Source organism: Sphingobium sp. TomTYG72 (assembly GCF_055394715.1).
On sequence record NZ_AP027336.1, the window covers coordinates 1,768,072 to 1,784,553 of the forward strand.

The 16,482-nt window shown below is 58.7% G+C and carries 10 protein-coding genes; 5 read left to right on the forward strand and 5 right to left on the reverse strand.

All coding sequences use genetic code 11. From position 1 onward, the window contains the following. Nucleotides 1-408 precede the first annotated feature (408 nt). Together ACZ5U1_RS08800 and ACZ5U1_RS08805 are read right to left on the reverse strand one after the other, a co-directional pair. Nucleotides 409-2,679, reverse strand: coding sequence for a TonB-dependent receptor (locus ACZ5U1_RS08800; RefSeq protein ID WP_464778086.1), 2,271 nt, complete (start codon nucleotides 2,677-2,679; stop codon nucleotides 409-411). A 62-nt stretch (nucleotides 2,680-2,741) separates the two neighbouring features. Next, a complete protein-coding gene (locus ACZ5U1_RS08805; RefSeq protein ID WP_464778087.1) occupies nucleotides 2,742-4,034 on the reverse strand; it encodes a sulfotransferase family protein in 1,293 nt (430 codons plus the stop codon). Nucleotides 4,035-4,228: 194 nt separating this feature from the next. Here ACZ5U1_RS08805 and ACZ5U1_RS08810 point away from each other — a divergent pair, with 194 nt between their 5' ends. After that, entirely contained in the window at nucleotides 4,229-5,482 is a 1,254-nt protein-coding gene (locus tag ACZ5U1_RS08810) for a hypothetical protein (protein WP_464778088.1), read from the forward strand. A 111-nt stretch (nucleotides 5,483-5,593) separates the two neighbouring features. Here ACZ5U1_RS08810 and ACZ5U1_RS08815 read toward each other — a convergent pair whose 3' ends face one another. Both ACZ5U1_RS08815 and ACZ5U1_RS08820 read right to left on the reverse strand, forming a co-directional pair. Next, a complete protein-coding gene (locus tag ACZ5U1_RS08815; RefSeq protein WP_464778089.1) occupies nucleotides 5,594-6,667 on the reverse strand; it encodes a helix-turn-helix domain-containing protein in 1,074 nt (357 codons plus the stop codon). A 721-nt stretch (nucleotides 6,668-7,388) separates the two neighbouring features. Then, nucleotides 7,389-8,846, reverse strand: a complete 1,458-nt coding sequence (locus ACZ5U1_RS08820; RefSeq protein ID WP_464778090.1) for a family 16 glycosylhydrolase — start codon at nucleotides 8,844-8,846, stop codon at nucleotides 7,389-7,391. Nucleotides 8,847-9,148: 302 nt separating this feature from the next. Here ACZ5U1_RS08820 and ACZ5U1_RS08825 point away from each other — a divergent pair, with 302 nt between their 5' ends. The 4 genes from ACZ5U1_RS08825 to ACZ5U1_RS08840 all read left to right on the forward strand — a co-directional run bounded on the left by ACZ5U1_RS08825 (nucleotide 9,149) and on the right by ACZ5U1_RS08840 (nucleotide 14,651). Continuing rightward, on the forward strand, nucleotides 9,149-11,383 hold the full coding sequence (locus tag ACZ5U1_RS08825) for a TonB-dependent receptor (RefSeq protein WP_464778091.1): 2,235 nt from the start codon (nucleotides 9,149-9,151) through the stop codon (nucleotides 11,381-11,383). Further along, a complete protein-coding gene (locus ACZ5U1_RS08830) occupies nucleotides 11,380-12,465 on the forward strand; it encodes a PepSY-associated TM helix domain-containing protein (RefSeq protein ID WP_464778092.1) in 1,086 nt (361 codons plus the stop codon). The genes ACZ5U1_RS08825 and ACZ5U1_RS08830 overlap by 4 nt, the downstream gene beginning before the upstream one ends. Nucleotides 12,466-13,245: 780 nt before the next feature. Then, the gene (locus ACZ5U1_RS08835; protein ID WP_464778093.1) at nucleotides 13,246-14,034 is read left to right on the forward strand and encodes a hypothetical protein; all 789 of its coding nucleotides are present in this window, start codon (nucleotides 13,246-13,248) and stop codon (nucleotides 14,032-14,034) included. 2 nt (nucleotides 14,035-14,036) lie between these two features. After that, complete coding sequence (locus tag ACZ5U1_RS08840) at nucleotides 14,037-14,651, forward strand: type II toxin-antitoxin system VapC family toxin (protein ID WP_464778094.1); 615 nt, start codon at nucleotides 14,037-14,039, stop codon at nucleotides 14,649-14,651. 37 nt (nucleotides 14,652-14,688) lie between these two features. Here the strand turns inward: ACZ5U1_RS08840 and ACZ5U1_RS08845 are convergent, their stop codons facing one another. Continuing rightward, a complete protein-coding gene (locus ACZ5U1_RS08845) occupies nucleotides 14,689-16,008 on the reverse strand; it encodes a DUF6538 domain-containing protein (protein ID WP_464778095.1) in 1,320 nt (439 codons plus the stop codon). Between the last annotated feature and the right edge of the window lie 474 nt (nucleotides 16,009-16,482).

The window sequence follows — 16,482 nt, forward strand, 5'->3', positions numbered from 1 at the left end:
GTCATAGACAGCGCTGTGGATGCTGCTGCCAACTGCAACGCGGAGCGTCGCGAGATCCTAAAATGATTGTCTTGCAACTGATTGTTCCAGTTTTTGGATCATCTTGCCCTAACGATGTTGACCTTTTCGGTCTAGAAGCGACCGGCCACATCGTTCATCCCGACAATGCGCGATATCGTTGCCCGCCCTGAACGTTGGGGGCGTATTCATGGGTGTCACGCCCATCATGACGATCGGACGGCGCAAATGGGCACGTGGGTCGTGATCAATGCAGATTGGTATAATTTCCGCCCCGACCCGCCTACATTCGCTCGAACGTAAGCCGACCCGGCCATTTGGGCCGAGTCGGCTCTCCCCCCAATAGTGGCTGGAGAAAGCCGCGCTCTCTCCAGCCCTTGTTCAAGGACGTCAGAACTTCAACGTCAAGTCCACGCCATAGGTGCGTGCCGGCAGGAAATAGCCCGCCAGCGTCGGTCCCACATTGCCGCTGAAGGTGATCGATCGGTTGTTGGTGAGGTTCTTGCCCCAGGCCTGGACTGTTGCCTTCAGGCTACCGATCGGCAGATCGGTCAGCGTGGCGCGGGCATTGACCAGCCAGCGTTCGGGCGCCTGCGCCTGGTCCCTGAAGGCCGGGTCGACGGCGGTAAACTGTTTCGCCGCTGCCTGCGTATCTGCCCCGAATGAAAGGGCGGCACCGTTGCTCATTGTTGGGAGGGTGTAGGTCGCTGCCAGCGAGGCAGTCCATTTCGGACGATAGGCCTCAAGGAAGGTGCGGGGGTCGCCTACGGATGGGTCCAACTCCAAGTACTTAAAGTTAGTGTAGCCAAAATTGCCGGTCAGGGTCAATCCGTCAAAAGGAATGACGGTCGCCTCGACTTCCGCACCCCAAGTACGTGACTTGCCAGCATTAAGAATAATTGCAGAACCAGACGGGAATACTGTGAACTGCAATCCGCGATAGTCTAGATAAAAAGCTGCGGCGTTCACGCGAAGACGCCGATCGAGCAGATCCATCTTAGCGCCAATTTCGTAATTTGTCACTTCTTCCGGCGAAAAGGGTGTGCCGTTGCTTGTGCCGCCCGAGAGATAGCCGGTCGACGTCGATGCATAGACCATCACGTCCGCATTAGGACGATAGGTCACGTTGGCCAGATAGTTGAACCGCTGTTTTCGATAATGGAAATTGCCCAGAATCGGGCCGTTGTTATAGACCGCGACCTTGCGATCAAAAGTCTCACGTCCACCCAGAGTGACGTCAAGCTTGTCGGTGAGGTGGAGCGTGGCCTGGGCAAACATCGCATAGGAAGTCGACTGGAAGCGGTTGTCCGGTACCGATGGCGCCGAGATCACGAAGTTTGGAACGGTCTGGAAGAAGAATACCTGGGGAATGCCAGGACCGCCACTGACCAGCTTTTCGTTAAAGTAGAACAGTCCTCCTACCATCTCAAGCGAGTTAGTCGAAACGTTGAGTTGTAGTTCTTCGGTGACTTGCTTGAAGTCAGTCTCGCTGGCGAGGGCCACGGCCAGCAGCGGATCGCCTGTGTCGTCGTCGATCAGGCCGCCAAGGCCGTCCAGTTGGTTGATCGAATTGCCCTTCTGCTTGCGCAGCGCTGCGATGTTCTTGACCGTGACCGTGTCCGACAGGGCAAAGGTGGCCGTCAGCGTATGGCCCTGCACGAGTTGGTGCGAGTTGGAGGTGAACCAGTTGTTCACCGCCTTCGGTCGTTTGTCGTACTCGGTGAAATCGCCGCTGACGGTGCCCCGCCCGAACAGCCCATTGAGGAAATTGACCGTGCCCTGGCTCTGTGCGGGGGGCAGGATGGAGGCGGTGGCACCCGGCGAGCCCTTGTTGAGCGTGCGATCATATTTGTAGCTGATGTCGATGTCGCTGTTGGGATTGTAGCGCAGCGCGGCGCGAAAGGCCGTGGTGTCCTCCGCGCCAAGTGTATCGGCGGCTCGATAAACTGTGCGCCGCCCGTTGGTCGCGTCTGTGAAGTCCCAAGTCGTGCCGGCGCCTAGGTTGCGCACATCGCCGTCCCGCTTCTTCTTATAGAAGTTGAACTGGGCGCTGAAGCCGTTCCATTCGGGCGTGTCGAGCCGGACCTTGAACCGACGCAGGTCGTAATTGCCGAGCGAACCCTGGATATAGCCGCCCAGCTTGCCGGTAGGGTTTGAAGTAAGGACGCTGATCGCGCCGCCCGTCGAGTTGCGGCCGAACAGGGTGCCTTGCGGCCCGCGCAGCACCTCGATCCGTTCTATGTCGGCGAAGTCGAACTGGGCGCCGACCGCGCGACCGAGATACACCCCATCGACATAGATGGAGACCGGATTGTCCGATTCCGGAGCGGTGTTGGATGCCAGGACGCCGCGGATCGAGAAGCTAGCGATCTGGTTGCCGCCGATTTGCGGAAGGGCAATGACGTTCGGCGCGAAGGATGAAATGTCGTTGACTGTCTCTATACGGTTGTTCTGTATCTGCTCGGTGCCGATCGCTGACACGGCGATCGGAACATCCTGCAGATTCTGTTCCCGCTTCTGCGCAGTCACGATGATGTCAGCGACTTTGTCGTTCCGCCCGGAACTGTCGTCCCTGGGCGCGGCGGGCGCCTGGGCATACACGGTCTGCGGAACGAGTGCCGCCAGCGCAACACCTGACGCGAGTAACTTGAGTCTTCTCATCTTATTCTCCCCTCCTTATATTCCTCCGCGCGGCTTTGCCGTCTGTCATAATAGTTGTAATATCATATTTCGTTGGGAACATTGAAATAGCTTTGATAGCGTGCATAATTGGCGCGCTCGGCTTGGATGACTGGGTCATCGGTTTGCGACTTCTTATATTTGGAACTATTGCCATGTGATTGGCCGTGACGGCTTTTCAGGAACGTTAGCATGCGGTCCGTTGCCTCAGGTGTCAGTTCCAGACGAAGCGACGAATAGATCTCTCGAATGGCATCTTCCGGCGCCTCCATGAACTGGGTGTAGACGGAATTGGCATAATTGCCTTCGCGCAACGTGCCGTCTTCGATCCAGTTGATGACGTCGTCCCACATCTTGATCCGGCCATCGAGCGCCGCCCATTCGCGGCCTGTGGACTTGCTGCCGTAGATGTCATCGGTTCGCCAGGAGAAGATGGTCCCGCCGACGTTGGTGACCGAATCGGACGAGGCGATAGGATCGCGGTGCGGCAGGATGATCTTGGCGTCTGGATAAGCCTTCAGCAACTGCGGGATGCGCGGCATATGCGTCGGATTCTTGAGCAGCCAATGTCGCTTGGGATGCCCCCACTGCAAAAGCTTCAGCACCTTCGTGTGCCAGTGGAAATGGTAGGCCGGATCCTGGCTGTTAAAATAGCTTTCGTAGCTTTGGACGTTCATTGCCGTCGCCCAGACTTCGGAGAAGAAGGCGAGATAGGTGAACTCGATATCCTCTACCGGCAGGTCGCCGCCCCAGGCATGCATGCTCTTCCATTCAGGGCTAAGCGCATGGACAAAATCGACCCGGTCCTGCGCCTTGGCGATCCAGTGATTGATCTCCGCCTGGTCCGCGTCGGGACGCCCGTCAGGGAAGAGGGCTTCCCAGCGCTGAACCGACCGGAACTGCGGATCCTGCGACAACGTCTCGTGCAGGATGGTGGTGCCCGAGCGGCCGAAACCCAGAATGAAGACAGGCTCCTTGACCACTTCCTGATCGATTTCGGGATGCCGCTTATAGGCATCGACGACGCGCAGCCGCGCCTCGAGATAGCCCAATATGTCGGACCGGGTCAGGATGCGGCCGACGAAATTCAGCGCGGCATCTTCGTCGATTGACTTCAGCAGCAGACGGAAATGTTCCCGCCAGCCATCTTCCTCGAAATCATCGAGGCCGGTGTTGCGACGCGCCGCATCGACCAGCGAATTTTCGTCGAGGGGGACGATGCCGCCAATGTCCAGCTTGCTACCCAGAGCGTTGAGATCGCTTGCCCATTGCGGGCGCGGCGGCAGCTGCCAGGCGGCCCGACGTTTGAGAAGACCCTCATCTTCTTTCAATGCCATCAGTGTCTCTCCAGGTCGCGGGCGACGGCCGCCCTTTTGAAGTAAAGGTATCGGCGTAGCGCCCAGCGTCCAGCGCCACGGAAGGACAAAAGGCGTCGAACTAAGGGATAAAAGGCTCCACAGTCGTTTCTCGCCTGCACTGCGCGCCGCTTCCTGTCAGAACAGGGCGACTTTCAAGCACAGGAATGCGCAAGATGGTAGAAATCGCGGCATCACCTTTGGCGACCGAAGATCAGATTGAGATCGAGCGGCGTACGCTGGCATTGGCGGCGCGGGCGGACGTGCACGCGATCTGCGAGCGCATCGGCGACTATTGGCGCAACGCCGTCGCCGCCAGTCCCGAGCAACTGGCGCGGTTCGACGCGGAGTATGCGCGCGCGGTTCAGTGCGGGCTGATGACCGCGGCCAATCATGATCCGCTCTATCCGCGCATACACGCCTTTGGGCGCTCGGCGCACGAACTGGACGGAACGAGCGTTGCGTCGACCCGTTTCGGCCATCCCAATCCCGACTATATTTATCGATTCATGATCATCGACGAGGAGTCGCGCTATGAGGTGAGCGGGCGCTTCCCGGAAGGAGCGGCCGACCCCATCGCCCTGGAAATTTCGCTGCTGACCAGGGGGGAGGTCTACCTTAAGAACATCTCACTGCACGAACTTGAGGTGCGGTCGGATGGCAGTTTCACCCTCCATATCGACGCACTGCCAGCCGACGGAAGAGCCAATCACCTATCCTCGGCAGGCGGCGGCTATCAACTGCTGGTGCGCGACATCATCGCCGATGCCTGGCGCCAGCGTCCGGTGCAGCTGGGTGTCCGCCGTCTTGGACCTCCGCCTTCGCGGCCGGAACTCGGGTTGGATGCGATGGCGCAAAGCGTTGAGGCGCATCTGCGCAAGCAGGCCGATGACATGATCGCCGCTGCTCGCGATCTGGCAGGGAAGCCCGCCAATGAATTTGTAACACCCAAGGTGCATACAGAGGCTGCATTTCCCGTGGGTCAGGCCTACTCGGCCGGCCGTTTCCTCATCGCTGACGACGAGGCGCTGGTCTTCATCGTCGAAAGAGGGATCGCGGCCTTCGCCTCGGTGACGGTCAGCAATTTCTGGGGCGGCGTCGGCGAATCTGTCCGCCGCCCGGTTTCGCTTGGCACTACAATGGCGAGGTCCAACCCCGACGGGCGTTTCGTCTTCATCCTCAGCCATGGCGATCCGGGAGTTCATAATTGGGTTAACCCCGACGGACTTCACGAAGGCGCGGTGCTGGTCCGCTGGGTCGGTCTCGGCCCGGATTGGGGAGATAGACCCCCTCCGGCCCTGGAAGTGTTTCGCGTCAAACTGGACGCGCTGGCCGAACATCTGCCGGATGGCACGCCGCGCATCAATGCCGCCGCGCGCGCGCTCCAGATCGAGGACCGGGCACGGGCCTATGGGGCGCTGCTCGGCTAGAGCATCGTGCGCAAAAGTGGGAACCGGTTTGCGCTTAAAAGGATGCGATAACAGAAAACTAGAGCGCGCGACCTGCGTCCGATTAAACGCAGCGCGCTCTAGGGCGCTGGGTCAGCGGGCCTCTGCCGCCGGGGCGGCCTTACCGCTAGTGGCGCGCTTGCGGAACATGGTCGGAGACAGGCCGGTGCAGCGCTGGAAGGCACGCGCAAAGGCGCGGCTGGAGGAATAGTCGAGTTGATAGGCAATGCGATCGATGCTCGCCTGGCCGGTCGCCAGGAATTCTTGCGCGATCTCCGTGCGCACCTGGTCCTTGATATCTTGAAAGGCGCCGTTCTCGTGGACCAGTCGGCGCCGCAAGGTCGCCTCGCTCACGCCCAGCGCGCGCGCCAGCTCGCCGGTTGTGGGAACATGCTGGCCACGATGCAGGGCAGAGCGATAGATGGCCGCGATCCGTTCCCCCAGATCCGCCTCCACGCTTTCCGTGACGATCAGATTGTCCGGAAAGCCCTTCAGGAAGTCATGGAGTTGCATATTGGAGCGGACGATCGGTAGTTTGAGTTGGCAAGCGGGGAACAGGATGGCGTTAGCAGAGGCGTCATGGCGGGGCCTGATGTTGAACGTACTGGACAGCGCATCGCTCTCGCGGGTGGCGTGATGACGCACCATATAGGTGCAGCGGAGCGGTTCGCCGATCAGCCAGCCGAACAGCCCGCTGAACAGCATCAGCGCGTTGACCGAAAAAAATTCTTCCCAGCATTGTTCGAGCGGCCCCAGCCCGATTTGGAAACAGGCTTCGTCGCCTTCCACGCTCAGTCCCGCCGAGCCGAAACGGTCCGCGGCCATTGTGCTGAAGGTGAGGATACGTTCGATGGCTTCGTTCAGGACCGTGCTGCTGATGACGGCGTGGCACATAAGCTGAAATTCGTGGAGCTGCATAGCCGGGCGCTGGGGGGATACGAGTTTGGCTCGGATCGCCACGATGCAGATCTGCCGAAGTTTGACGAACTGGTGAAGGGGCAGGCCTGAAACGCTGGCGTCCTTGAGATGGGCAAGGTCGAAGGATAATTTGCACTGACGGAGAAGAGCGGTAGTGTCGATGTCGAGGCTGTGGGCCTTTTCCAGCAGCGCCTGGATATGATCAGCCGCAACATGGCTTGCGAACGACAGACGTTCCGTTGTGCTCATGGGCTCTCCTCGCAGCGCAAACGACCGGCCTCCTGCTTCTCCCTCGGCTCGGCTGAGGGGGCGAGTGCCCGGCACGTCATGTTCCGTATCCAACACTTATTGCAGCTTCGCCTCCGTCGCAAGGATGGCGGCGGCGCAGCGTTCCGTTTGCGTGCGGCAGCGCTGCCTTGATAGGCGGCGGTGTTGTCAGGTAGGCGTTTGTATTCGCCTGCTCATATAACATGGCGGATTTTGAGCGGTTGGGCAGCACGCTGTTCGAACTTTATAGATTGCAGAACGAAGTTGACGTTACATAATATTCCTTACGCTGCGATGAGCGAAGGGGCACCCTTGCGGGCTGGACATGCGCGCATGCCACCCAGCCTCCAAAATCTGGCGACCGAGTTCATCGAAAAGGGGTTTCCACGCGCCACCTTCCGTCTTTGACGGAAGGCAGAGCTTTTTTGGCGGGATTAGAGCAGCTTCGCATTTTTGACGACTTTCGGCACGCGTGCGAGTCACAATTCCGTCAAAACTCAGAATCATCGACGCCCGATTCTCTGAAAACTCGTGCAAGGCAACGTCGTTTGGCAGGCACTCAATGGCATCGGCTGGCCGACTGCGGAACGACCGCTCAGGATGAACTTCGATAGGCGATCCGTCCCGGCGCCGCCCATGCAACTGGCGGCGCACTGATGTTCGGTGGTTCCGGCCTTCCGATCGAGGACCGCGCTTGATCCCGTCAATTGGAATAGATCTTGATGTCCTTGACGATCATGTCACCTGAGCCGTCGGTATAATCGCTGGTGGTTTTTACCGCGACATTCATGATTGGATACCAGCGGAATCCGGCAAAGGGATTGACCGCCTGATAAGTCTCTTTGCCGTCTATGAACCAGGTTATGTAATCGGGCTGGATATCCACGGCAAAACTGTGGAACCCCTTCGTAAAACCCCCGATGCCATAAACCTCGTCAGTGTTCATGAATATGCCCTGCTGGAAGGTCCGCGTGATATTGGCGCCGCCGTGCAGAGTATTGGCGGTATACCGATCAAAATCCCACCAACTCTCAAAGCCGAAGCCCTCGTAAATGTCTATTTCTGGCGGCCATCCGGCTGTGGAGATGAGCCAGAACGCCGGCCATGAACCGCGCCTGTCGGGCATCTTGGCAGTGAATTCATATTGACCGTGGCCGATCTGCACCGGCTTGGTGTTGTGACCGCTCAGAACAACCGCGCCGTAGTCATAGGCAACCCCATCCCACTCCAGCGGCTGTTTCAACTTCTGGCTATGCATGACAAGCCCTTCGTCCGTGTAACGCAGGGGCGCCTCGATCCCCGCGTCACGGTACACCCAGCCATCGAGATAGATCCCGGTTTCCTGATTGCCAGGCTGCGAGCGGCCGTTTGGCAGCTTGGTTGACCAAGCCTTGTCATGTCCCGCGTCCGACCATTTCAGCGTTTCCCGGCTCATCCGCCATTGGAGCGTACCGCTTGGCGTGAACGTTCGCGCTTCTCGCCCTGCCGTCTGTGCGGGTGTGGCCTCCTTCAGAAAATCGCACTGCACATAGGCCCGGTCGGTGCCCATTTTGCCTCCCCACGGCGCCTCGACAAACCTGACGATAAAATCAGCCTGCGGAATCCCCAGGATGATCGGCACCTCGACCGTTTTGGTGAGCGGATCGCCAGGACGGAAGATGACGGATTTATAGATGGCCTGGTAGTTAACCCCAGCAACGCCTCTCACAAGGCCAGTGCCATCCTCCGTCATGACCCGCGCGATGACCGTGTTCGGCGTCGGCCGGTCAAGAGAGATCGGGACATAGGCGACGGTAGCACCTGGCTGATAAGTGGCCGGGCCAACCGATGCGATAGCCTGCTCCGGGTATCGGGTGCCATTGGCGAAGTCGAAGCCAGCAAAATCCCCTGCATCGGTCGATAAGGAGAAAGTTGCGGCGCTAGGGTCAGCGCTGGCAAGTTGCTGAGCCATTGCGCTGTCTATGGGAGCGCGCATGAATGCCAATGTGTTGAACTCGTCGTCTGAAGCATGTTTGCTACCCGCTTGAGCCGGTGGCAGCGCTTCATAATCGGAACGCTGAAAGCCTGCGTTTGAGGTTATGGCCCAGGCGCTTACACAGACCACAAAAAGACATGCGAACAGAGCGCCCGAAAGCGGGCGGGAGAACGATGATTTTTTCATGATGCGACCCCTGTTGTTTCTGTGGCAGATTTACCGCTTCGCTGGTTTCTCCTTTCATGGGCAAAAGAGCTGCCGCCGCCGACTAACCCTTCCGGAACGCGACGCAGCTATATCACTGTATATCAATCCTTTTTTGACATAAGCGAAACGACTTTCAGCATCGTCTCAACGGCTTCCGGGAACGATCCGCCGCGATCACGCCCTTGGCGGCGCTTGGTTTGGGCGACCTCGCTCCAGTTGCGAGTGACTTGCATTAGTACAATTCTTTCGCTAGCGAGCGGCCAGCAAAAAGGGGCTCCTTCATGCGTTCGGCGATTCCGACTCTGCTTTCCACCACTGCAATCCTGCTTACCACTTCGGTCCACGCGCAATCCGTGCCCGCTGAGGCGGTGGCCGAAGGAGCGATCATCGTCACGGCCGCTCGCAGCATCCTGCCCGTCAACGCGCTACCCCTGACGATCGATGTCGTGGACAAGGAAAAACTCGACCAGCAGCTCGCAATTTCCGGTTCGGTGACCGACGCGATCGCGACGCTGACCCCGTCCTTCTCGCCCACCCGCCAGAAGCTCTCGGGCGCGGGTGAAACCCTCCGCGGTCGCTCGCCGCTTTATGCGATCAACGGCATCCCGCAATCGACGCCATTGCGCGACGGCGCCCGCGACGGGTTTACCATCGACGGATTCTTTGTTGACCGGGTCGAGCTGATCTACGGATCGAACGCGCTGCAGGGCATCGGTGGCACGGGTGGCATCGTCAACCAGGTGACGGTCGGCGCACCCACGCAGGAGGGCTTTGGCGGCCGGGCGCTGTTACAGGGCACCGCCGACAACAACTTCCACTCCGACGGATTCGGTTGGAAGGCTGGCGGCCTGTTCCAATACAAGGCCGGCGATTTCGACGCGACGATCGGCGCCACCTACGAAAAGCGCGGCGTGTTCTACGACGGGCAGGGCCGGCGCGTCGGCCTGAACCTGACACAGGGGGAAACGCAGGATTCCCGGACCAACAATCTCTTCGCGCGCCTTGGCTATGCCGTCTCCGCGACCGGTCGCATCGACTTGATCGCCAGCCGCTTTGAACTGAAGGGCGAAGGCGATTTCGTTGCCGTCCCCGGTAACCGCACCACCGGCCTGCCGACCAGCGCCGCGCGGGGCACGCCTCCAGGCGAACCGGCCGCCAATCGCACCGAGAGCGTCGCCCTGTCCTACACCGACAGCGATCTGCTGGGCGGCAATTTCGTCAGCCAGATCTTCTTCAACCGCTCCCGTGACACGTTCGGCGGCGAAGTTGCGCCGATCCCGACGTTCCAGGACCCCGCCATCGCGACCGTCAACACGCTGTTCGACCAGTCGCAAAACCGCTCCCGCAAGATCGGCGCGAAGTTCAGCTACGAACGCGCAATGCCGGGCTTCGAAGCGCTGACCGCGACGCTCGGCTTCGACGCGCTGTGGGACAAGACCGAGCAGCGGCTGATAGCCACCAACCGCGTCTGGGTGCCGCCGGCCGAGTTCCGCAGCCTGGCACCCTTCGCGCAGGCCAATCTCAAGCTGTTCGACGGCCTGGTACGCGTCGCGGGCGGTGCGCGGTGGGAAAATGTCCAGATCAAGATCGACGATTATCGCACGCTGGCATCGACGACCTTTGTCGCCTGCTCGGCCAGCCTGCCGGTGGGCACCCCTTGCGGCGTTTCGACCTATGGCGGTGTCGCGGTCGCTGGTGGCAAGCCCAAATTCGACGATCTGCTGCTGAACGGCGGGGTCATCATCGAGCCGTGGGACGGCATCCGCGCCTATGCGAGCTATGCCGAGGGCTATACCGCGCCCGATGTCGGCCGCATCGCCCGGTCGATCAATCTGTCGGGCGTCGATATCGACAGCTACCTCGCCATCGAACCTATCGTGTCGAACAACCGCGAGATTGGCGTGGAAGTGAAGCGCGGGCCTGTCGATGCATCGGTTACCTATTTCTGGTCGTCGAGCGACAAGGGCCAGCTTCTGGTCCCCGGCCTTGGCCGCAATTTCGACGTGCAACGCCAGCGCATCGAAATACAGGGTATTGAGGTCAATCTGCGCAGCGAGACACCCATAGAAGGGCTGAAGCTCGGCATCGGCTATGCCCATATCGACGGACGTTACGACAATAATGCCGACGGGAAGGTGGATACTGACCTCGACGGCGTGAATATCTCGCCTGATCGCGTCAACCTGTCGGCAACCTATAATCGCGGGCCGGTGTCGGCGATCGTGCAGACGCAGTTCTACCTGTCGCGTCGTTTCCAAGGTCTTGCGAGGGCGGCCGACGATGCCAATCCGTTGCATCCCCTCAAGCTCGGCGAAAATGATTTCGGGGGCTATCACATTACCGACGCCAGCATCCGTTACCAGACGGACTTCGGCGGGGTGCGGCTGAGCGTGCAGAACCTGTTCGACAAATTCTACATCGACTATAGCAGCGACACGCGGCTTCCGACTGACAACCTCGCCTTTTTCGCGGGACGCGGCCGCACCTTCACGCTGAGTTGGGATTATGGTTTTTGAAGACGCTTGACCTCCTGCACCGCTGGATCGGCGGATTGATCGGCCTCATTCTGGCGGTGTTGGGGTTTTCGGGCGCCTTGCTGGTGCACAAGGATGCATGGGTGCTGCTGCCGCATGCGTCGGACGTGCAAGTGCAAGACACGACCGCCATCGCGGCAACGGTCGAAAGGATCATGGCCGATTCCGCGACCCGGCCGGAGATGGTCACCTTCGCAGGGCAGAATTTCGGCCTCAACCGGTTGCGCTACCCGGACGGTTCCGGCGCCTATACCGATCAGGCAGGCAATATGGTCACACGCTGGAGTAGCCAGTGGGAGCGACCAGAACTCTGGCTGTTCGATCTGCATCATCATCTGTTTGCGGGTGATGCGGGCGAAACGGTGATTGGCGTCGCTGCGATTGCCGGGCTGTTCTTCGTCATCTCAGGCGTCATCCTGTGGACCCGCACGCGCAAGACGTTCGAGTTCCGCATTCTGCCCAAGCGGGTGAGCCGACCGGCGATCCTGCGCCATCATCGTGATTTGGGCGTCGTCGCGGCGCCGCTGTTGACGCTGGCGCTGCTGACAGGGGGCATTCTGGTCTTCCGTCCCATGGCGGGCCTCATCCTGGGACCCGCCGCACCCGCGCAGATCGATGCCAGTCTCAAGCCGCCTTCCCATCCGCCCGTTCCATTGGCGGCAAGGCATGACTGGCGTGCTGTTATCGTGGAGGCTAGGGCGCGCTTTCCTGACGCCGAAATACGCAGCCTGTCCCTGCCCCGGCAAAGCAGCGGCCTCATCACCTTGCGGATGAAAGGGCGGAACGAATGGTTGCCAAACGGGCGCACAACCTTGTGGTTCGCGGCAGATGATGGTCGCCTGGTAAAAGCGCAGGATGCCTCTCTTCTGTCTCGGACTGTGAAGATCTACAACATGCTTTACCCACTTCACGCCGCCAAGGTGGGAGGGTTGAGCTATCGACTGGTTATGACCTTCGCTGGATTGGCATTGGGCCTCCTGGGGACTTTAACCGTCTGGTCCTTCTGGTTCGCGAGAAAACGCGCCGACCGCTATGTGCCCCAATTGGCCGAGGTGCAGCGCTGAGTAGGATAAATCGGATCCACTCCGAGCATACCGCTGATTCTGTTTCTCTATGACCTTCGCCCGGTCCCCCGAGCCTAGCGCCCCCTTCCAGACCTGGAGCGCAATAGGCAGGCCAGAAAGGACCCGCTCGCGCCTGGAGCCGGGGATTTCCTGCCCAGCATCGTCCAGGGCGTTAAGAGCTATCGGACTGTAGCGGAGCGATGGGACCCAAGGCAGATTAAAGGCGCTATCGTCGGGATCGAAGTGGGAAAGCTCAGCGTCCTTCAAGATGCGGAAGGCATAGCTGTCCACCAGGAAGGGAATGTCTGCATCTTGGAGGGGACGCTGCGTCCCTGTCGCCTTCGCCTGGGCATCGGCCAACATCCGCTCATAGTCGGCTGCTGCCTGCTAATAGATTTCCGCTGCCTTCCCCTCATGAAACGTTCGGGCGCGAAGGGACCGCTTTAGCTCTCGGGCGCGGCGCGGAAGGAAGGGCCGCAAGCCAGCCGGAAAGATTCGTCGGTAAGACAGGATTCCGGTTTTCGGGTCCTTGTCAATGCATCGCACAGCCACTCCCACAGCCTCATCGCTCCACGCTCAGCGGGTGCATTTTGCACCAGCGATTGCACCAGTTCCCACAAAATCGCTTCAAAACAACGATCTAGCAGATCGTCTGCCCCCGACTGTGACACAAGACTGTCGCACAAGAGGGGCGGTGCCTAGATTCCGAACGTCATAAATGAGAGGGATTCACAAGGAGGCGGGCTTGCGCTACCCTGTTGCAGTATGAAGGGGTAAAATGTGGACGAGATCGGCCCGCGCCAGATTGAATTGAAGGTCCACGGCCTGACCCAAGAAGATCATGGTCGGGTGCCTGCGCGGCTTTTTGCAACTAAGCTGACCCAGTTAGTAGCGGCTCTAGAAGCCGCTGACACCCTTGCAAACGGCGACGCTGTCCATGATTATATTCTAGCAGCCATGCACATGTCTGAGCCGACTGCAATTCTTCGAGAAGTGCCCCGCAAAATGGAAGCTGACGGTGAATCGGCTATCCCGGTGTTCAACGAGGCCATCGACGGGATAAAGGTAAATGACGGACGCACCACGACATTAGCGCCTGTAGTGAAAAGGATCAGCGCTCTCACGGGCGGTGTGGAAAGCAGGTTTGGCTTCGCTGAAATAAAATCGGCATCCAAAGTAGTCCGAGTAGATGACTTCCTCCGCAAACGAGCCACCGCAGCCAGAAAGAATGCCCGGGGCGTCTGGTACGATGGGGTTTCGTTTGGCGCATTCGATGGCTTTCTGAAATTTGTTGATCTGCGAGGATCACTTCCCCAATTTAAGCTCACGCTTTCTGGCACGGTCAAAGAAGTAGACTGTGTATGTAGTAAGGAGGACATCGACTCCATCGGCGATGCGCTAGACCATCGCGTGAGAGTGTTTGGACGAGCCATCTACTCATCAACCTCCCCACTGCCACTAAGAGTAGAAGTGACATCAATTGAACCAATAAAGCGAGGAGGTGACCTTGAGAAATGGCGTGGTGCATTTCGTCCGTTCACATCCGAGTCTTGGGATGGGGACGCTTGACGATGAACAACATCTTCTGGGACTCATGCGTCTTTATCCGCTATCTAACGAATGATGTTGCATCCCCTTACTTCAATGATATTGCCCGCTTTGTCGGCGAGGCGAAATCCGGCAAACGGAAGATTTTCTACTCTACGATCACCTTAGCTGAATTGAAGGAAGAGTATTTCGATAGTAGCCGTTTTGGTTCAGTTCGCGATTTTTTTGAGGATATGGGCTCCGCCTGCATTCCCATCGAACCAAACCCGAATATCATGATGTCAGTTGCCGAACTCCGAAGCGTAAAATCGACCAATCCCGGCAACCCGAGCGCGAACGGGAGAGTGATAGCCACTCCCGACGCAATCGTTCTTATGTCCTGCGTTTTCGCCCGCGATGCCATGGGCCTGACCGATATTGTGCTCCACTCTACCGACGAAGGAAAAGGAAAAGGGTGGGCTGGGAAGGCGATACCGATCATCGGTTTTGAAAACTGGTACCCGGAACCAAGTAGAACTGATCGCATTAGGCAGGTTTGCGCGCTTCCGCGCGAGAAACCTAATCATCCAGAGCCGGATATGTTCGGGGAGAATATCATCCGAGGCAAATTCGAAAACCAGCGAACAACGACCATTTAGCTCTAGCACTCAAGCCCGTCTTCCATTCCGGGGTGAATCAATCAATCGTTTGCACGAGATGGGTCAGATTAAGGCCGGGATATGAGATTTTAGCAATGGCTTCAGCAAGGGCACTATAGCTAAAGCCTTGCCCATACTGATCTGCGACTGCCCCTCCAGCAAAGCCAGAAGACGCCCACCCACCGAGCGCCAGCAAGACTTCTCGATCTACCTTCGCTTCGCGCATGGCGTCCCGAAACGAGTGGCGGAAGGAATGGAAGCAGGTTCGGTCAGCAGCGGCGTCGCAGGTCTCCAAGAAGCGGGCGAACCATCTCGAAAATCTGCCGGAGTGGAGTCCGAAGGTATCAACGCGGAGTTCAGGGAATAGCCTGACATCCCCTGCCCGTCGGCGAGCTTCGGCAAATTCGAGGAACCTTATATTGGCGAGCGCCGGGTGGATCGGAACAAACCGCTCACTCGACGCTGTTTTGAGGCGTTTTCCTTCGCCCTGACTGCTGACAGCGAAACACCATATGCCATCTAGCTTGCGCACATCTGCCGTGTGTAGCTGGCAAATCTCATTCAACCTCATTCCGGAGAACAACCCGATCAAGGGAATCCAGAAGCGGGACCGCATCGGCTTTTCTTTGCCTATCACCGCGTATCCCCGTTCGTCATCGATGCAACCGCGATAGATCGGAGCATCAAAAATCCGTTGGAGTTGCTGGACGGAAAACGGGCGTCGCTTCTCGCGCGCTGCCGTATCATCGGCGATCTTCAGCCCACGGGCCGGGTTCCTCGTCAGCATCTCTTCCTTGACCGCCCAGTTAAGGAGCGTTGAGAGCTTGTTCATATACTCGTTCACATTCGCCACGCTCATCGGCGCGATCCCTTGAGCCGTTGCCATGTTGGCAACCTCGCGAGGCGACATCTCCGGCCACCGTTTCTTCGCATTGCGCGGTAAGCGCCGCAGCACATCGAGAACCTCCCGGCAGGTTTCCCGGTTTATTGAGGCAGCAAGCGCATCGGACCCGACGATCCCCAAGATCGTCGCGTAGGTCGTCCGGTAGGTCATTTCGCTCTTGCTCGTCCGAGACGATGTGGGGTCGTCGAGATATCGTTCGCTGATTTCCGCAAGCGTCAGAGCGGCAGGAGCGCACGACGCAATGTCGCGGACGATGGCGGTCACGATACGCTGTGGTCGCGGTTCGACGGTGAGCGGCGGTAATCCACCATCGATCACGGATGCCTGATCGAAATAGGCCTCAATCTCGAAGGCGACCTTCCTCACTAATCGTGACGCAACTGAAAAGGACGCGGTTTTCAGGGATCGGTTGATGTGGGTCCGGCCCACCCGATCGATGAGATCATGCGGCACCCGGACGCGATACTGGTAGACCGCCCCGCGTCGCCACAGCCCGCAATGCCGTCTGTGCGACACCTGTGTGTCACAGTTTGGCCGACGATTATGCGAAGTATTTGAACAGCTTAGATGCTCTTCACCGCCCCTCTTGTGCGACAGTCTTGTGTCACAGTCGGGGGCAGACGATCTGCTAGATCGTTGTTTTGAAGCGATTTTGTGGGAACTGGTGCGCTTACGTGACTCGAAAACTTATAATAAGATACTAATAAAATTATGTTTTATTTATTCCATTACGATTAATGCCCCCAATCATGCCCCCTCCACCCGTAACGCACTGCCGGCCTCAACGTTCTTAAACGGACCTCCCGCCTCGACCACATGACTGCGTTAGGTGTTACCCGGACCACTCTGAGCCTGCGAAGCGACCAAATCGGACCGCCAGCGGCCGAAAGGAATCGGCTACATTGCGCCATAATCGACCGCTAAGAG

Bases quoted from the DNA above. Each gene is read 5' to 3' on its own strand.
- ACZ5U1_RS08800 (WP_464778086.1), bottom strand. From the start codon at position 2,679: ATGAGAAGACTCAAGTTACTCGCGTCAGGTGTTGCGCTGGCGGCACTC.
- ACZ5U1_RS08805 (WP_464778087.1), bottom strand. From the start codon at position 4,034: ATGGCATTGAAAGAAGATGAGGGTCTTCTCAAACGTCGGGCCGCCTGG.
- ACZ5U1_RS08810 (WP_464778088.1), top strand. From the start codon at position 4,229: ATGGTAGAAATCGCGGCATCACCTTTGGCGACCGAAGATCAGATTGAG.
- ACZ5U1_RS08815 (WP_464778089.1), bottom strand. From the start codon at position 6,667: ATGAGCACAACGGAACGTCTGTCGTTCGCAAGCCATGTTGCGGCTGAT.
- ACZ5U1_RS08820 (WP_464778090.1), bottom strand. From the start codon at position 8,846: ATGAAAAAATCATCGTTCTCCCGCCCGCTTTCGGGCGCTCTGTTCGCA.
- ACZ5U1_RS08825 (WP_464778091.1), top strand. From the start codon at position 9,149: ATGCGTTCGGCGATTCCGACTCTGCTTTCCACCACTGCAATCCTGCTT.
- ACZ5U1_RS08840 (WP_464778094.1), top strand. From the start codon at position 14,037: ATGAACAACATCTTCTGGGACTCATGCGTCTTTATCCGCTATCTAACG.